At 60.3% G+C, this 13,819-nt stretch carries 10 protein-coding genes; 2 read left to right on the top strand and 8 right to left on the bottom strand.

Going from position 1 to position 13,819, the window contains the following annotated elements:
* Positions 1-38: 38 nt before the first annotated feature.
* Positions 39-1,538, top strand: coding sequence for a methyl-accepting chemotaxis protein (locus ACVW0Y_RS12850; RefSeq protein ID WP_457438722.1), 1,500 nt, complete (start codon positions 39-41; stop codon positions 1,536-1,538).
* Here the strand turns inward: ACVW0Y_RS12850 and ACVW0Y_RS12845 are convergent.
* On the bottom strand, positions 1,535-2,569 hold the full coding sequence (locus ACVW0Y_RS12845; protein WP_457438721.1) for an AraC family transcriptional regulator: 1,035 nt from the start codon (positions 2,567-2,569) through the stop codon (positions 1,535-1,537). The genes ACVW0Y_RS12850 and ACVW0Y_RS12845 overlap by 4 nt on opposite strands.
* A 133-nt stretch (positions 2,570-2,702) precedes the next feature.
* Here ACVW0Y_RS12845 and ACVW0Y_RS12840 point away from each other — a divergent pair, with 133 nt between their 5' ends.
* Complete coding sequence (locus tag ACVW0Y_RS12840; protein ID WP_457438720.1) at positions 2,703-5,087, top strand: penicillin acylase family protein; 2,385 nt, start codon at positions 2,703-2,705, stop codon at positions 5,085-5,087.
* A 216-nt stretch (positions 5,088-5,303) separates the two neighbouring features.
* Here the strand turns inward: ACVW0Y_RS12840 and ACVW0Y_RS12835 are convergent, their stop codons facing one another.
* From ACVW0Y_RS12835 to ACVW0Y_RS12805, 7 genes are all read right to left on the bottom strand, one after another.
* Positions 5,304-6,203: an ABC transporter permease subunit gene (locus ACVW0Y_RS12835; RefSeq protein WP_457438719.1), complete on the bottom strand. Its 900-nt coding sequence runs from the start codon at positions 6,201-6,203 to the stop codon at positions 5,304-5,306.
* The gene (locus tag ACVW0Y_RS12830; RefSeq protein ID WP_457438718.1) at positions 6,200-7,081 is read right to left on the bottom strand and encodes an ABC transporter permease subunit; all 882 of its coding nucleotides are present in this window, start codon (positions 7,079-7,081) and stop codon (positions 6,200-6,202) included. Before ACVW0Y_RS12830 ends, ACVW0Y_RS12835 begins: the two co-directional genes overlap by 4 nt.
* Positions 7,082-7,101: 20 nt before the next feature.
* On the bottom strand, positions 7,102-8,244 hold the full coding sequence (gene potA / locus ACVW0Y_RS12825) for a polyamine ABC transporter ATP-binding protein (RefSeq protein WP_457438717.1): 1,143 nt from the start codon (positions 8,242-8,244) through the stop codon (positions 7,102-7,104).
* A 123-nt stretch (positions 8,245-8,367) separates the two neighbouring features.
* Entirely contained in the window at positions 8,368-9,417 is a 1,050-nt protein-coding gene (locus ACVW0Y_RS12820) for a polyamine ABC transporter substrate-binding protein (protein ID WP_457438830.1), read from the bottom strand.
* 302 nt (positions 9,418-9,719) lie between these two features.
* The gene (locus tag ACVW0Y_RS12815) at positions 9,720-10,817 is read right to left on the bottom strand and encodes an extracellular solute-binding protein (RefSeq protein ID WP_457438716.1); all 1,098 of its coding nucleotides are present in this window, start codon (positions 10,815-10,817) and stop codon (positions 9,720-9,722) included.
* A gap of 198 nt (positions 10,818-11,015) precedes the next feature.
* Entirely contained in the window at positions 11,016-12,383 is a 1,368-nt protein-coding gene (locus tag ACVW0Y_RS12810) for an aspartate aminotransferase family protein (protein WP_457438715.1), read from the bottom strand.
* A 55-nt stretch (positions 12,384-12,438) separates the two neighbouring features.
* A complete protein-coding gene (locus ACVW0Y_RS12805) occupies positions 12,439-13,797 on the bottom strand; it encodes a glutamine synthetase family protein (RefSeq protein WP_108098960.1) in 1,359 nt (452 codons plus the stop codon).
* Between the last annotated feature and the right edge of the window lie 22 nt (positions 13,798-13,819).

Here is a 13,819-nt window from a genome sequence, read left to right as displayed (position 1 = left end):
ACTGATTCCGATGCGGCAGCTTGCCTGAGGTGGCTATCGTGAACAGCCCGCGTTTTACTCTGGACACCCATTACCGCAAGGCCGACCGCATCATGCTGGGCGTGCTCTGGCTGATGTTTCTCTACGCCCTGGGCCTCGCCGCCTGGCATGGCACCTGGGGCCAGGCCCTGGTGGTGGGCGGGCTGACGGTGGCGGTGATGAGTGTGATGCACCAGTTGATCCCCGGTCGCCGCCTGCTGCGCTGCTGCATGGGTGCGGCATTTATGGTGATGTCGGCGCTGCATGTGAACCAGAGCCATGGCCTGCTGGAAATGCACTTCGGCATCTTCGTGCTGCTGGCATTTCTGGTGTATTACCGCGACTGGCTGCCGATCGTGGTGGCTGCCACGGTGATTGCCGTGCACCACTTGGCGTTCTTCGCCATGCAGAGCCAGGGCATCGATGTGGCGGTGATTCCCCAAGGCACCTGGCCGCGGATATTCCTCCATGCGTTCTATGTGGTGCTGGAAAGCGCCATCCTCATCTACCTGGCCCAGCAGACCTATGTCGAGGCCCAGGAAAACCTGGCGCTAATGGCCACCGCCGCGCACCTCACCCAGCGCGACGACGGCATCGACCTGCGCTACCGCAGCCCGGCCAAAGGCGATACCGCCGTACGCTTCAATCACTTTCTCGAATTGCTCGACGAGCTGGTCAGCGCGGTGATCGCCGACACCCAGGGCCTCACCGATATGGGCCAGCAATTGGGCCAGGCCACCGGCAAGCTGCGGGACGGTGCGCAGCGCCAGGAGGCAGAGGTCAACTATATGAGCCAGGCCATGCAGCAAATGAGCAGGGCCATCGATGAAGTGGCGGCGCACGCCGACCAGGCCGCGCAGTCCGCCGAGATGGCCAACCAGCAGGCCAGCGCGGGCAACCGCTCGGTCATTCTGGTGCGCGAGGAAATTGAAAAACTCGCCGACCATATCGTCGGCACCGACCGCGAGGTGCAATCACTGGCCAGCCAGTCCGAGCAGATCGGCAAGGTGCTGGAGGTGATCCGCAGCATTGCCGAGCAAACCAACCTCCTGGCGCTCAATGCCGCCATTGAAGCGGCGCGGGCCGGTGATCAAGGCCGCGGCTTTGCCGTGGTGGCCGATGAAGTGCGCAACCTGGCGCAGAAAACCGCGCTATCCACCGCCGAGATTCAGGACATCATCGCCCGCCTGCAACACAGCAGCCGCCAGGCCGCCAGCGCCATGCACGAAAGCCAGAGCAGCGTGCAGCGCTGCGTTGCCGACAGCCAGAGCGCCGCCGACCTGCTCAGCGCCGTGGCGCAGGATATCGGTGCCATCACCCGTCTTAACCAATCCATCGCCAGCGCCACCCACCAGCAGGTGGAGGTCAGCAACGAAGTCAGTGAGCACCTGCACAGCGTGCAGCAGGTGGCCGAGCAGAATGTCGGCGACGCCGCCGCGCTGGATAGCCATGGCCAGCGCCTGCGGCAGTTGGCTGATCGCCTCAATCGCCTGAGCCAACGCTTCCAGGTCAGCGCCTAAGCGCGGGAGGCCAGCGCCTGGGCTTTAAGCTGGTAGGCCTGCGGCGTCATGCCCTGCCAGCGGCGAAACGCACGGTAGAACGGCGACAGCTCGGCAAAGCCACAGGCGCGCGCCACCTCGCGAATCGGTTGCCCCGCTTCCAGCAACTGCGTGGCGTGCAAACGCCGCACTTCCTCATGCAACACCCGAAAGCTGCTGTTGTATTGCGCCAGCCCGCGCTGCAGAGCACCGGCGTTCAGGTGCAAGGCCTCGGCGCAGCCCACCAGGGTGCAGGTTGCCTGGCCCATCTGCCCTTGCAGCCAATAACGTACGCGGTTGAGCAACTGGTTTTCGCCCAGTTCTTGCAGCTCCAGCTCGGCCTGCTGACTGAGCAGGGCAAATAAGCGTGGATTGGCGCTGCGTGAAGGGCGGGTCAGCAGGCTGCTGGAAAACACCAGGGCGTCATGGGCCTGGGCAAAGCGTGGACTGAGCCCGAACAGGCGTTTGTGCTCGCCCTGCCGTCGCGGTGCCGGGTGACGGAAATCCACGCCCTGCACACGAAACTCGTCGTCCGTGACGCTGCCGAGCATCTTGATCAGCAACAGCGCCAGGCACTCGATCTGCTGGCGCAGGGAGCCGAAGCCGCGGTAGTTGAGGTCCAGCACCAGGCGCACGCTGTCGCCCTGCTCTTGCAGGTAGGCAGCGAAGCCACCGGAGAGAATGTGCTGGTAGCGCACAAAGCTTTGCAGCGCCTCGCGTAGGTCGCGGCTGGCCAGCAGCAGGTAACTCACCACATCCAGCGGCCGCGGTTTCATCACCTCGGCCAGGTGCAGACCGATATCGCAGTCGCCGGTAAGGTTCTGCAGCGCTTCCCAGAACAACGGCGCGTTGTCGTGTTCCTCGCGGCCGGCAACCGACGGCGGTGCCAGCGGCACCCCCTGGTAGGCCCGGCGGTAGGTGTCGGTGGGGTCCCAACCCAGGCTCATCAGGCCCTCATACAGCAGGCGGCGCATGGTCGGGGAGTGGGTCAGTACAGCGTTGGCAGTCGACATGGGCGGGTAACATCGAAAATGATTGACCAGAGACTTCCATCGTTCAGGTGTTTGGTCAATGCTGCGACGCCAAGGCGCTGCGCAAAATGCAGCACCCGCGCCGCGCGCGTCATAACAATAAGGAACCGCCTTGATGAAACGCACCCTGACCGCCCTGGCCGTGGTGGTAGCCGCTGTAGCCGCTGGCACCACCTGGTATATCCACAGCAAACAGCCGATGCGCGATGGCCAGGTCCAGCTCGCCCATCTGGATGGCGCGGTCAGCGTGCGTTACGACGAGCGCGGCGTACCGCATATCAAGGCGCAGAACGAGGCCGACATGTACCGCGCCCTGGGCTACGTGCATGCCCAGGACCGCTTGTTCCAGATGGAAATGCTGCGCCGCCTTTCCCGTGGTGAACTGGCCGAGGTGCTGGGCGCCAAACTGGTGGACACCGACCGCCTGTTCCGCACCCTGCGCATCCGCGAACACGCCGATGCGTTCGTGCCCAAGCTCGATCACCAGTCGCCCGCCTTCAAAGCGCTGGAGGCCTACCTGGATGGGGTCAACCAGTTCCAGGACAGCCACCCCAAACCCATCGAGTTCGACCTGCTGGGCATCAAGCCCCGCCCGTTTACCGCCGAAGACACCCTGAGCGTCGCCGGCTATATGGCCTACAGCTTTGCCGCCGCGTTCCGCACCGAGCCGGTGATGACCTATGTGCGTGACGAGCTGGGTGCCGATTACCTGAAGATTTTCGACCTCAACTGGAAGCCGCAAGGTGCCATCGGCCAGGCCGCCCTGGCCAGCAGCGACTGGAAAGACCTCAACGCCATCGCCCGAATCAGCCTTGACGCCCTGGTGGATGCCGGCCTGCCGCAGTTCGAAGGCAGCAACGCCTGGACCATCTCCGGCAGCCGCACCCAGAGTGGCAAACCGCTGCTGGCCGGTGACCCGCATATTCGCTTCGCCGTACCGGCGGTGTGGTACGAGGCGCAACTGTCGGCACCGGGCTTCGAGCTGTATGGCCATCACCAGGCGCTCAACCCGTTTGCCTCGCTCGGCCACAACATGGATTTCGGCTGGAGCCTGACCATGTTCCAGAACGACGACATCGATCTGATCGCCGAGAAGGTCAATCCGGATAACCCCAACCAGGTCTGGTCCAACGGCCAGTGGGTCGACCTGCAAACCCGCGAAGAAACCATCACCGTCAAAGACGCCGCGCCGGTGAAACTGACCCTGCGCCAGTCGCCCCACGGGCCGATCATCAACGACGCGCTGGGCGCTGCCGGCGGCAAAACGCCAATCGCCATGTGGTGGGCATTCCTGGAAACCGAGAACCCGATCCTGCAAGGCTTCTACGAGCTGAACCGCGCTAATACCCTGGAGAAAATGCGCAGCGCCGGGGCCAAGATTCAGTCGCCAGGTCTGAACCTGGTGTGGGCCAACGCCAAAGGCGATATCGGCTGGTGGGCCGCCGCACAGCTGCCAATTCGCCCGGCCGGGGTGAACCCGACCTTTATCCTCGACGGCAGCACCCACGACGCCGACAAGAACGGCTTCTACCCCTTCAGCGCCAACCCGCAGGAAGAGAACCCGGCACGCGGCTATATCGTCTCGGCCAACTTCCAGCCGGTATCGCCTACCGGTATGGAAGTGCCGGGCTATTACAACCTCGCCGATCGTGGCGCACGAATCGATTCGCACCTGGCCGACAAGTCGGTGAAATGGAACCTGGAAAACAGCCAGGCGCTGCAACTGGACACCGCCACTGACTACAGCAACCGCGTGCTCAAGCCGCTGATTCCCGTGCTGCGCACCGTGGTAACCGACCCACAGGAACTGGCCCTGCTGGAACAGCTGAGCACCTGGAAAGGCGACTATTCGCTGGACTCGGTGAGCGCGTCGATCTTTAACCAGCTGATCTATCAACTGGCCGACAGCGCTCTGCGCGACGAGCTGGGCGATGCCTTCTTCAACAACCTGATCGCCACTCGCTCCTTCGACGTCGCGTTGCCGCTGCTGGCCGCCGATGCCGAGTCGCCGTGGTGGGACAACCGCAGCACCCCGGCCAAGGAAACCCGTGCCGACACCGTGAAAGCGGCCTGGCAGGCGATCCTCGCGCACCTGAAAAGCACCGCGGGTGACGACCCGAAAACCTGGCAATGGGGCAAGCTGCACACCCTCACCCACGGCCATCCACTGGGCGCGCAGAAGCCGTTGGACAAGCTCTTCAACGTCGGCCCATTCGCCGCGCCCGGCGGCCACGAAGTGCCAAACAACCTCAGCGCTCCGGTGGGTCCGGCTCCATGGGGGGTGATCTACGGCCCGTCCACCCGGCGCCTGATCGACTTCGCCGACCCGGCGCACAGCCTGGGTATCAACCCGGTTGGCCAGAGTGGTGTGCCGTTCGACGCGCATTACTCCGACCAGGCGCAAACCTACGTCACAGGCGGGTATGTGCCGCAGCATTTCGAGGAAAGCGAAGTGGCGGCCAATACCAAAGGCACGTTGAAGTTGGTGCCGGCGAAGTAACCCAGCCGAAATGAAAAAGCCCCGCCGATGCGGGGCTTTTTTGTGGGAAAGAAGAGCAAGAGCATCGCGGCTGAAGCCGCTCCTACAGGTTTGCACATTCCGTAGGAGCGGCTTCAGCCGCGATGCTTTTGATGTTGTGATTTCCGCCTCCCTCCATCCCACAAGTTCGGCCCATAAAAAAGCGCCCCGAAGGGCGCTCCTTTTACATCCACACCATCACGCCGGAGCGTGCTGCTGGGAGGGATCACGACGACTATCCGGACCCGCGGCGTTAGCCGCGCCGGTGGTTTCATCCATGGCTTGCTGGATGGCACGCAGACGACGCTTCTCGGCTTTGCGGCTAAAGAACCAGACCAGGAAGGTGAAGATCGACACCACCAGCAGAATCAGGCTGGCCACGGCGTTGATCTCCGGTTTCACCCCCAGACGCACGGCGGAAAACACTTCCATCGGCAAGGTGGTGGAACCCGGGCCCGAGACGAAGCTGGCCAGTACCAGATCGTCCAGCGACAGGGCAAAGGACATCATGCCGCCCGCCGCCAGCGAGGGTGCGATCATCGGGATGGTGATCAACATAAACACCTTCCACGGCTTGGCACCGAGGTCCATGGCCGCTTCTTCGATGGACAGGTCCAGCTCACGCAAGCGTGCCGACACCACAACCGCCACGTAGGAGGCGCAGAAGGTGGTGTGGGCGATCCAGATGGTCAGCAGGCCACGCTCTTGCGGCCAGAACGGGATCTGCGTGAGGGCCACGAACAGCAGCAGCAACGACAGACCGGTGATCACTTCCGGCATTACCAGCGGCGCGGTGACCAGACCACCGAACAAGGTGCGACCCTTGAAGTGGGTGATACGGGTCAGCACGAACGCTGCCAAGGTGCCGAGGATGACCGCGGAAATCGCCGTGTAGAAAGCGATTTCCAGCGAGCGACCCACCGAGTTCATCAGTTGGGTGTTGTCCAGCAAACCCACATACCACTTCACCGACCAACCACCCCAGACCGTTACCAGCTTGGAGGCGTTGAACGAGTAGATGACCAGAATCACCATCGGCATGTAGATAAACAACAAGCCCATTACCAACATCACGTTCGAGAAACTGAAGCGCTTCATGCTTTGGCCTCCAGTTCTTTGGCCTGGCTACGGTTGAACAGAATGATGGGCACGATAAGGATCGCCAACATCACTACCGCCAGGGCGGAAGCCACCGGCCAGTCGCGGTTGTTGAAGAACTCTTGCCACAACACCTTACCGATCATCAGGGTTTCCGGACCGCCCAACAGCTCAGGGATCACGAACTCACCGACCACCGGAATGAACACCAGCATGCAGCCGGCAATGATGCCGTTCTTGGCCAGCGGCACGGTGATTTTCCAGAAGCTGTTGAGGTTGGTCGAACCGAGGTCCGAGGCCGCTTCCAGCAACGACAGGTCGTGTTTCACCAGGTTGGCGAACAGCGGCAGCACCATAAACGGCAGGTAGGAATAGACCACGCCGATATACACCGCCAGGTTGGTGTTGAGGATCTGCAGCGGCTCGTCGATCAGGTGCATACCCATCAGCGCGGCGTTAAGCAAACCGTTGTTGCTGAGGATGCCCATCCACGCATACACGCGGATCAGAATGGCGGTCCAGGTCGGCATCATGATCAGCAGCAACAGAACGGTCTGGGTGTCCTTGTTGGCGCGGGCAATGCCGTAGGCCATGGGGAAACCGATCAGCAGGCACAGCAGGGTGCTGAAGAACGCCATCTTCAGAGAGCCCAGGTAGGCCGAGATATACAGCTCGTCCTCGCTGAGCATCACGTAGTTGCCTACGTTGAGAAGGATCTGCAGCTTCTGCTCCACGTAGGAGAAGATCTCGGTATACGGCGGAATGGCCACGTCGGCTTCAGCGAAGCTGATCTTCAAGACGATGAAGAACGGCAGCATGAAGAACAGGAAGAGCCACAGGAACGGCACGCCGATGACGGCGTGTCTGCCCGTGGGCATGTACCGTTTTAGTTTTCTGTTCATGAGCGCAACGCGACCCCGCTATCGTCTTCCCACCAGACGTACACTTCGTCGCCCCAGGTCGGACGCGCACCGCGACGTTCGGCGTTGGCGACAAACGACTGCACGATCTTGCCGCTTGGCAGCTCCACGTAGAACACCGAGTGACCACCCAGGTAGGCGATGTCATGCACCTTGCCGCGCGACCAGTTGTATTCGCAGGTCGGCATTTCGGTGGTGACCAGCAGTTTTTCCGGGCGAATGGCGTAGGTGATGTTCTTGTCCTGCACCGAGGTGGTCACGCCGTGGCCTACGTAGATGTTGCGCTCCAGGTCCGGGCTGTCGATCAGCGCGTGGCCTTCGGCGTCGTCCACCACTTGGCCGTCGAACAGGTTCACGTTACCGATGAACTCGCAGACCATACGGCTGGTCGGGGTTTCATAGATGTCGATGGGGCTGCCGATCTGTGCGATCCAGCCCAGGTGCATGATGGCGATACGTTCGGCCATGGTCATGGCCTCTTCCTGGTCGTGGGTCACCATGACGCAGGTCACACCCACGCGCTCGATGATTTCCACCAGCTCAAGCTGCATTTGCGAGCGCAGCTTCTTGTCCAGCGCGCCCATCGGCTCGTCGAGCAGCAGCAGTTTCGGGCTCTTGGCCAGGGAGCGGGCCAGGGCCACCCGCTGACGCTGGCCACCGGAAAGCTGGTGCGGTTTGCGCTTGGCGTACTGGGTCATCTGCACCAGCTTGAGCATCTCGTTGACGCGCGCATCGATCTCGGCGGCAGACATGCGGTCCTGCTTGAGGCCGAAAGCAATGTTCTGCGCCACGGTCATATGCGGGAACAGTGCATAGGACTGGAACATCATGTTGATCGGCCGCTCGTAGGGCGGCATATCGGTGATGTCTTGGCCGTCGAGGAAAATCCGTCCCTCGGTTGGGCGTTCAAAGCCTGCCAGCATCCGCAGCAAGGTGGATTTACCCGACCCGGAGCCGCCGAGCAGGGCGAAGATTTCGCCTTTGTTGATTGTCAGGGACACGTCGTCCACTGCAATCGTCTCGTCGAACTTCTTGGTCACCCGATCGATTTTGACCAAAACCTCTTTAGGTTTCTGGTCGCCCTCGAGGGCTTTCTTGTAGGCGCCGGAGGCAACTGCCATTACAAAACTCCCAACTTTATTTTGAGGGCCGGCCCACTACGGACCGGCCTTTTTTCATCGTCACCCGACCGGGTCAGGTGATTACTGGGTTTATGAGCGCTGAATGCACGCTGCTCTTTCGGGTTACTTGCCGGACTTGATCTTGGTCCAGGAACGGGTCTCGATGCGTTGCAGCTTGGGTGGCAACGGCACGGACACATACAGGCGGTCGATGACCTCTTGCGGTGGGTAAACCGCAGGGTCGTTACGCAGCTCCTGATCCATCACCGCATCAGCTTTGCTGTTGGGGTTGGCGTAACCGACGTATTCGCTGATCGGCGAGATTACCTTGGGGTCCAGCAGGTAATTGATAAAGGCGTGGGCCTGTTTGGCGTTCGGCGCATCAGCCGGAATGGCGAGCATGTCGAACCACAGGTTGCCGCCCTCTTTGGGAATGGCGTAGGCGATCTCGATGCCTTTGCCGGCTTCCTTGGCGCGCGAGGCGGCCTGGAAGATATCGCCGGAGAAACCTGCCGCGATGCAGATATCACCGTTGGCCAGATCCGAGATGTATTTCGAGGAATGGAAATAGGTGACGTAAGGGCGAACGGCCAGGAGTTTGGCTTCGGCCTTTTTGTAGTCTTCAGGGTTGGTGCTGTTGGGGTCGAGGCCCATGTAGTTCAGCACGGCCGGGAACATTTCATCCGGCGAGTCGAGGAAGGCGACGCCGCACTGGGTCAGCTTCTTGATGTTTTCCGGTTCGAACAGCATGGCCCAGGAGTCGATATGGTCGACGCCCAACACCGCTTTGATTTTCGCCACGTTGTAGCCGATGCCGTTGGTACCCCACAGGTACGGCACCGCGTACAGATTGCCCGGATCGCTCTTTTCCAGCTGCTTGAGCAGTTTGGGATCCAGGTTGCTGAAATTCGGCAGTTGGCTACGGTCGAGCTTCTGGAACACGCCAGCCTTGATCTGCTTGGACAGGAAGTTGTTCGAAGGCACCACTACGTCGTAGCCGGTGTGGCCAGCGAGCATTTTGCCTTCCAGGGTTTCGTTGGAGTCGAAGACGTCGTAGACCGGTTTGATCCCGGTGGCTTTCTGGAAGTCCGCCAGGGTGGTTTCGCCGATGTAGTCGGTCCAGTTGTAGACATGCACTGTTGGCTCGGCCTGGGCCAGAGCACTGAAGCCCATCAGGGCGATGGCGCTTATCAGGGTTTTGCGGAAGGGAATTCGCACATGTCCATCCTCATTTTTGTTAGATCACTGTGGCCATCAACGGTGGCCTGTTGGTTACCGCGTTCACCACCTTCGACTACTGCCGACAGGAGGGAAACAACAATTCCAGGGCGCAACGAACTGCAAACGCCAACTGCTTGGAGCTCGGCACTTCAACTACTGAGCACTACATCTACTGAAGAACCTTGCCCTGACATGCCTCCAGCGAGAAACCCCGCTGGAGGTGTCATAACGCAGATTCAATTACCGGATTTCGATTACTTGCCGGACTTGATCTTGGTCCAGGAGCGGGTCATTACACGCTGAACCTTGGCCGGGAGGTCAGGGAACGCGTACAGCTTTTTCATTACGTCGTCGCTTGGGTAGATACCTGGGTCTTTGCGGATCGCTTCGCTCACCAGCGGAGTGGCGGCGGAGTTACCGTTCGGATAGGAAACCTCGTCGCTGATCTCAGCAATGATTTCCGGCTTGAGCAGGAAATTGATGAACTTCAACGCGCCGTCAGGGTTCTCGGCATCCTTCGGAATGGCCACGGTATCGAAGAACGCACCGGCACCTTCTTTCGGAATGTTGTAGCCAACATTCACCTTGTTCTTCGCTTCTTCAGCGCGCGACTTGGCCTGGTAGATATCACCCGAGTAACCGACGGCTACGCAGATGTTGCCGTTGGCCAGGTCGGAGATGTACTTGGACGAGTGGAAGTAGGCAGTCGATGGACGCACTTTGAGGAACAAGGCTTCAGCAGCGGCCAGTTCTTTCGGGTCCTGGCTATCGGGCTTGTAGCCCAGGTAGTGCAGGGCCGCCGGGAGCATTTCGGTTGGCGAATCAAGGAAGCTCACGCCGCACTCTTTGAGCTTGGCCATGTTCTCTGGCTTGAACACCAGGTCCCAGGAATCCACTGGCGCGTTTTCGCCCAGAACAGCTTTGACCTTGTCGACGTTGTAGCCGATACCGATGGTGCCCCACAGGTAAGGGATGGCGAATTTGTTCGCCGGGTCGCTGATTTCCAGGGTCTTCATCAGCTCAGGGTTGAGGTTCTTGTAGTTCGGCAGCTTGGCACGATCGAGCGGCTGGTAAACGCCAGCTTTGATCTGTTTGGCCAGGAAGGAGTTGGACGGAACCACGATGTCATAACCCGACTTGCCGGCCAGCAATTTGGCTTCGAGAACTTCGTTGCTGTCGTACACGTCGTAGACCACTTTGATGCCGGTCTCTTTGGTGAACTTCTCAACGGTGTCCGGTGCGATGTAATCGGACCAGTTGTACACGTGTAGCACTTTGTCATCGGCCTGGACCGCGCCGACCATCACTCCCAATAAGGACAACGCGAGAAAGGACTTGCCGAATGTTTTCATGCGTACAGCTCCTGTTTTATGTAGTTATCCGAACAGTGGCGTTTGCTCTGGGGGCGTTGCATCCACCCCCTTGGCGGCCACCCTTCGGTGAGCCTGGCCAACGCACCGTGCAGTCTGGCAAGGACCAGCGCGGGTTTACAACTTTTCACTACGCTGGGAGGCAAATTTTCCCTCACCAGCGAACCAACCCTCTACTGCTTAACCGAGTACTGCACTGGCGGTGAGGTCCAGGCATTTACGTGCCTTTTCCACCAGCTCATCGATTTCTGTTTTGCTGATTACCAGCGGCGGCGCAATGATCATGGTGTCGCCTACGGCGCGCATGATCAGACCGTTGTTGAAGCAGTGGCCGCGGCAGATCATGCCAACGCCCTTACCCTCGAACCGCTCGCGGGTCTTTTTGTTCTTCACCAACTCGATCGCGCCCAGCATGCCAAGACCGCGCACTTCACCCACCAGAGGGTGATCCGCCAGCTCACGCAAACGCTTTTGCAAATACGGTGCCGTTTCTGCACGGACCTTCTCGAGAATTTTCTCCTCGCGAATAATCCGCAGGTTTTCCAGCGCCACAGCCGCCGCTACTGGGTGACCGGAGTAGGTAAAGCCGTGGTTGAAATCGCCGCCTTCGTTGATCACCTCGGCAACCTTGTCGCTGACGATCAGACCCCCCATGGGGATATAGCCGGAGGTCAGGCCCTTGGCGATGGTCATCAGGTCCGGGGTGTTGCCGTAGTAGTCACTGCCGAACCACTCGCCGGTACGGCCAAAACCACAGATCACTTCGTCAGCGGCAAACAGAATGTCGTACTTGGCGAGGATTTCGCGCACGCGCGGCCAGTAGGTGTCGGGCGGAATGATCACGCCGCCGGCACCCTGGATCGGCTCGGCAATAAAGGCCGCGACCTTGTCTTCGCCGACTTCGAGAATTTTCTTTTCCAGCTGATCCGCCGCCCAGATGCCGAACTCGGCCGGGCTCATATCGCCGCCTTCACCGAACCAGTAAGGCTGTGGGATATGCACGATATCCGGCAGGGTGCCGGCCTGCTCATGCATGCCTTGCATACCGCCAAGCGCGGCACCGGCCACGGTGGAACCGTGGTAGCCGTTGATACGGCCAATCACCACTTTCTTCTCTGGCTTGCCCTTGACCTGCCAGTAGTGACGGACCATGCGCAGCATGGTGTCGTTACCTTCCGAGCCCGAACCGGTGAAAAACACATGGTTCATATGCGGCGGTGCCAGCTCGGCGATGGTCTTGGCCAGCTCCAGCACCGGCGGGTGCGCGGTCATAAAGAAGGTGTTGTAGAACGGCAGCTCTTTCATCTGCTTGGCGGCGGCATCGGCCAGCTCGTCACGGCCATAGCCGATGGCCACGCACCAGAGGCCGGCCATGGCGTCGAGAATCTTGTTGCCTTCGCTGTCCCACAGGTACACGCCGTCGGCCCTGGTGATAATGCGCGGACCGACTTCTTTCAGCTGTTTATAGTCGCTGAACGGTGCCAAGTGATGGCTGGCGCTAAGCGCTTGCCACTCGCGGGTTTGTGGGTTTTTCAAAGGGATTGTCATTGCAAACCTCAATTCAAACAGGCCCGGTGCGACCCGGGCCTGAGCGTCGTTTTGGTTAAACCGAGAGCAGCAGGAACTCACGTTCCCAGGAGCTGATGACCCGCTTGAAGTTCTCGTGCTCGGCACGCTTCACGGCGATGTAACCGCTGACAAACTTGTTGCCCAGGTACTTCTCGACGGTCTTGGAGTTTTCCATACGCTCCAGGGCGTCCTCGATGGTCAGCGGCAGGCGAAGGTTGCGTCGCTCGTAACCACGACCCTTGACCTGAGCGCTTGGATTGAGCTGCTCGACCATACCGATATAGCCACACAGCAGGCTTGCGGCGATGGCGATATAGGGGTTGGCGTCAGCGCCCGGCAGGCGGTTTTCCACCCGACGGTTCTGCGGCGAAGCGTCCGGAACCCGCAGGCCCACGGTGCGGTTTTCTTCGCCCCACTCCACGTTTACCGGGGCCGAGGTATCGGGCAGGAAGCGGCGGAACGAGTTGACGTTCGGCGCGAACAGCGGCAACAGCTCAGGGATGTACTTCTGCAGGCCACCGATGTGGTGCAGGAACAGCTGGCTCATGGTGCCGTCTTCGTTAGAGAAGATGCTCTTGCCGGTAGCAATGTCGATGATGCTCTGGTGCAAGTGCATCGCGCTGCCAGGCTCGCCGGTCATGGGCTTGGCCATAAAGGTGGCGGCGACGTTATGTTTCAACGCTGCTTCACGCATGGTGCGCTTGAAGATGATGATCTGGTCGGCCAGGTGCAGGGCGTCGCCATGACGGAAGTTGATTTCCATCTGCGCGGTGCCGTCTTCGTGGATCAGGGTATCGAGATCCAGCTCCTGCAGTTCGCACCAGTCATAGACGTCTTCGAACAGTGGGTCGAATTCGTTGGCCGCGTCGATGGAGAACGACTGGCGGCCAGTCTCGGCGCGGCCGGAGCGGCCAATCGGGGCCTGCAACGGGTAGTCCGGATCGTCGCTGCGCTTGGTCAGGTAGAACTCCATCTCTGGCGCGACGATAGGCTGCCAGCCCTTCTCGGCGTAGAGCTTGAGCACTTTCTTGAGGATGTTGCGCGGCGACAGCTCGATCGGATTGCCTTGCTTGTCGTAGGTATCGTGGATCACCTGCGCGGTGGGCTCGATGGCCCAAGGTACGAGGAACACGGCATTTTCGTCCGGGCGGCAGATCATATCGATGTCAGCCGGGTCGAGCAGGTCGTAATAAATGTCGTCTTCCACGTAGTCACCGGTGACGGTCTGCAGCAGCACGCTCTCAGGGAGGCGCATGCCCTTCTCATCGATGAACTTGTTGGTCGGTGCAATCTTGCCGCGGGAAATGCCGCTTAGATCACTAATAAAGCACTCAACTTCGGTGATCTTGCGCTCTTTCAGCCAACTGGTGAGTTGGTCGAGTTTGGGACTCATAAAGACCTCAGGGGGGATTGAA

The organism is Pseudomonas sp. TE3786, assembly GCF_054057335.1.
The sequence above is the reverse complement of the archived record's forward strand: the minus strand, read 5'-3'. Positions and strand labels throughout refer to the sequence as shown.

Excerpts from the sequence above, each read along its gene's own strand:
- ACVW0Y_RS12845 (WP_457438721.1), bottom strand. The coding sequence starts at position 2,569 with ATGTCGACTGCCAACGCTGTACTGACCCACTCCCCGACCATGCGCCGC.
- ACVW0Y_RS12805 (WP_108098960.1), bottom strand. The coding sequence starts at position 13,797 with ATGAGTCCCAAACTCGACCAACTCACCAGTTGGCTGAAAGAGCGCAAG.
- ACVW0Y_RS12835 (WP_457438719.1), bottom strand. The coding sequence starts at position 6,203 with ATGAAGCGCTTCAGTTTCTCGAACGTGATGTTGGTAATGGGCTTGTTG.
- ACVW0Y_RS12820 (WP_457438830.1), bottom strand. The coding sequence starts at position 9,417 with ATGGGCTTCAGTGCTCTGGCCCAGGCCGAGCCAACAGTGCATGTCTAC.
- ACVW0Y_RS12840 (WP_457438720.1), top strand. The coding sequence starts at position 2,703 with ATGAAACGCACCCTGACCGCCCTGGCCGTGGTGGTAGCCGCTGTAGCC.
- ACVW0Y_RS12815 (WP_457438716.1), bottom strand. The coding sequence starts at position 10,817 with ATGAAAACATTCGGCAAGTCCTTTCTCGCGTTGTCCTTATTGGGAGTG.
- ACVW0Y_RS12830 (WP_457438718.1), bottom strand. The coding sequence starts at position 7,081 with ATGCCCACGGGCAGACACGCCGTCATCGGCGTGCCGTTCCTGTGGCTC.
- ACVW0Y_RS12810 (WP_457438715.1), bottom strand. The coding sequence starts at position 12,383 with ATGACAATCCCTTTGAAAAACCCACAAACCCGCGAGTGGCAAGCGCTT.
- potA (WP_457438717.1), bottom strand. The coding sequence starts at position 8,244 with ATGGCAGTTGCCTCCGGCGCCTACAAGAAAGCCCTCGAGGGCGACCAG.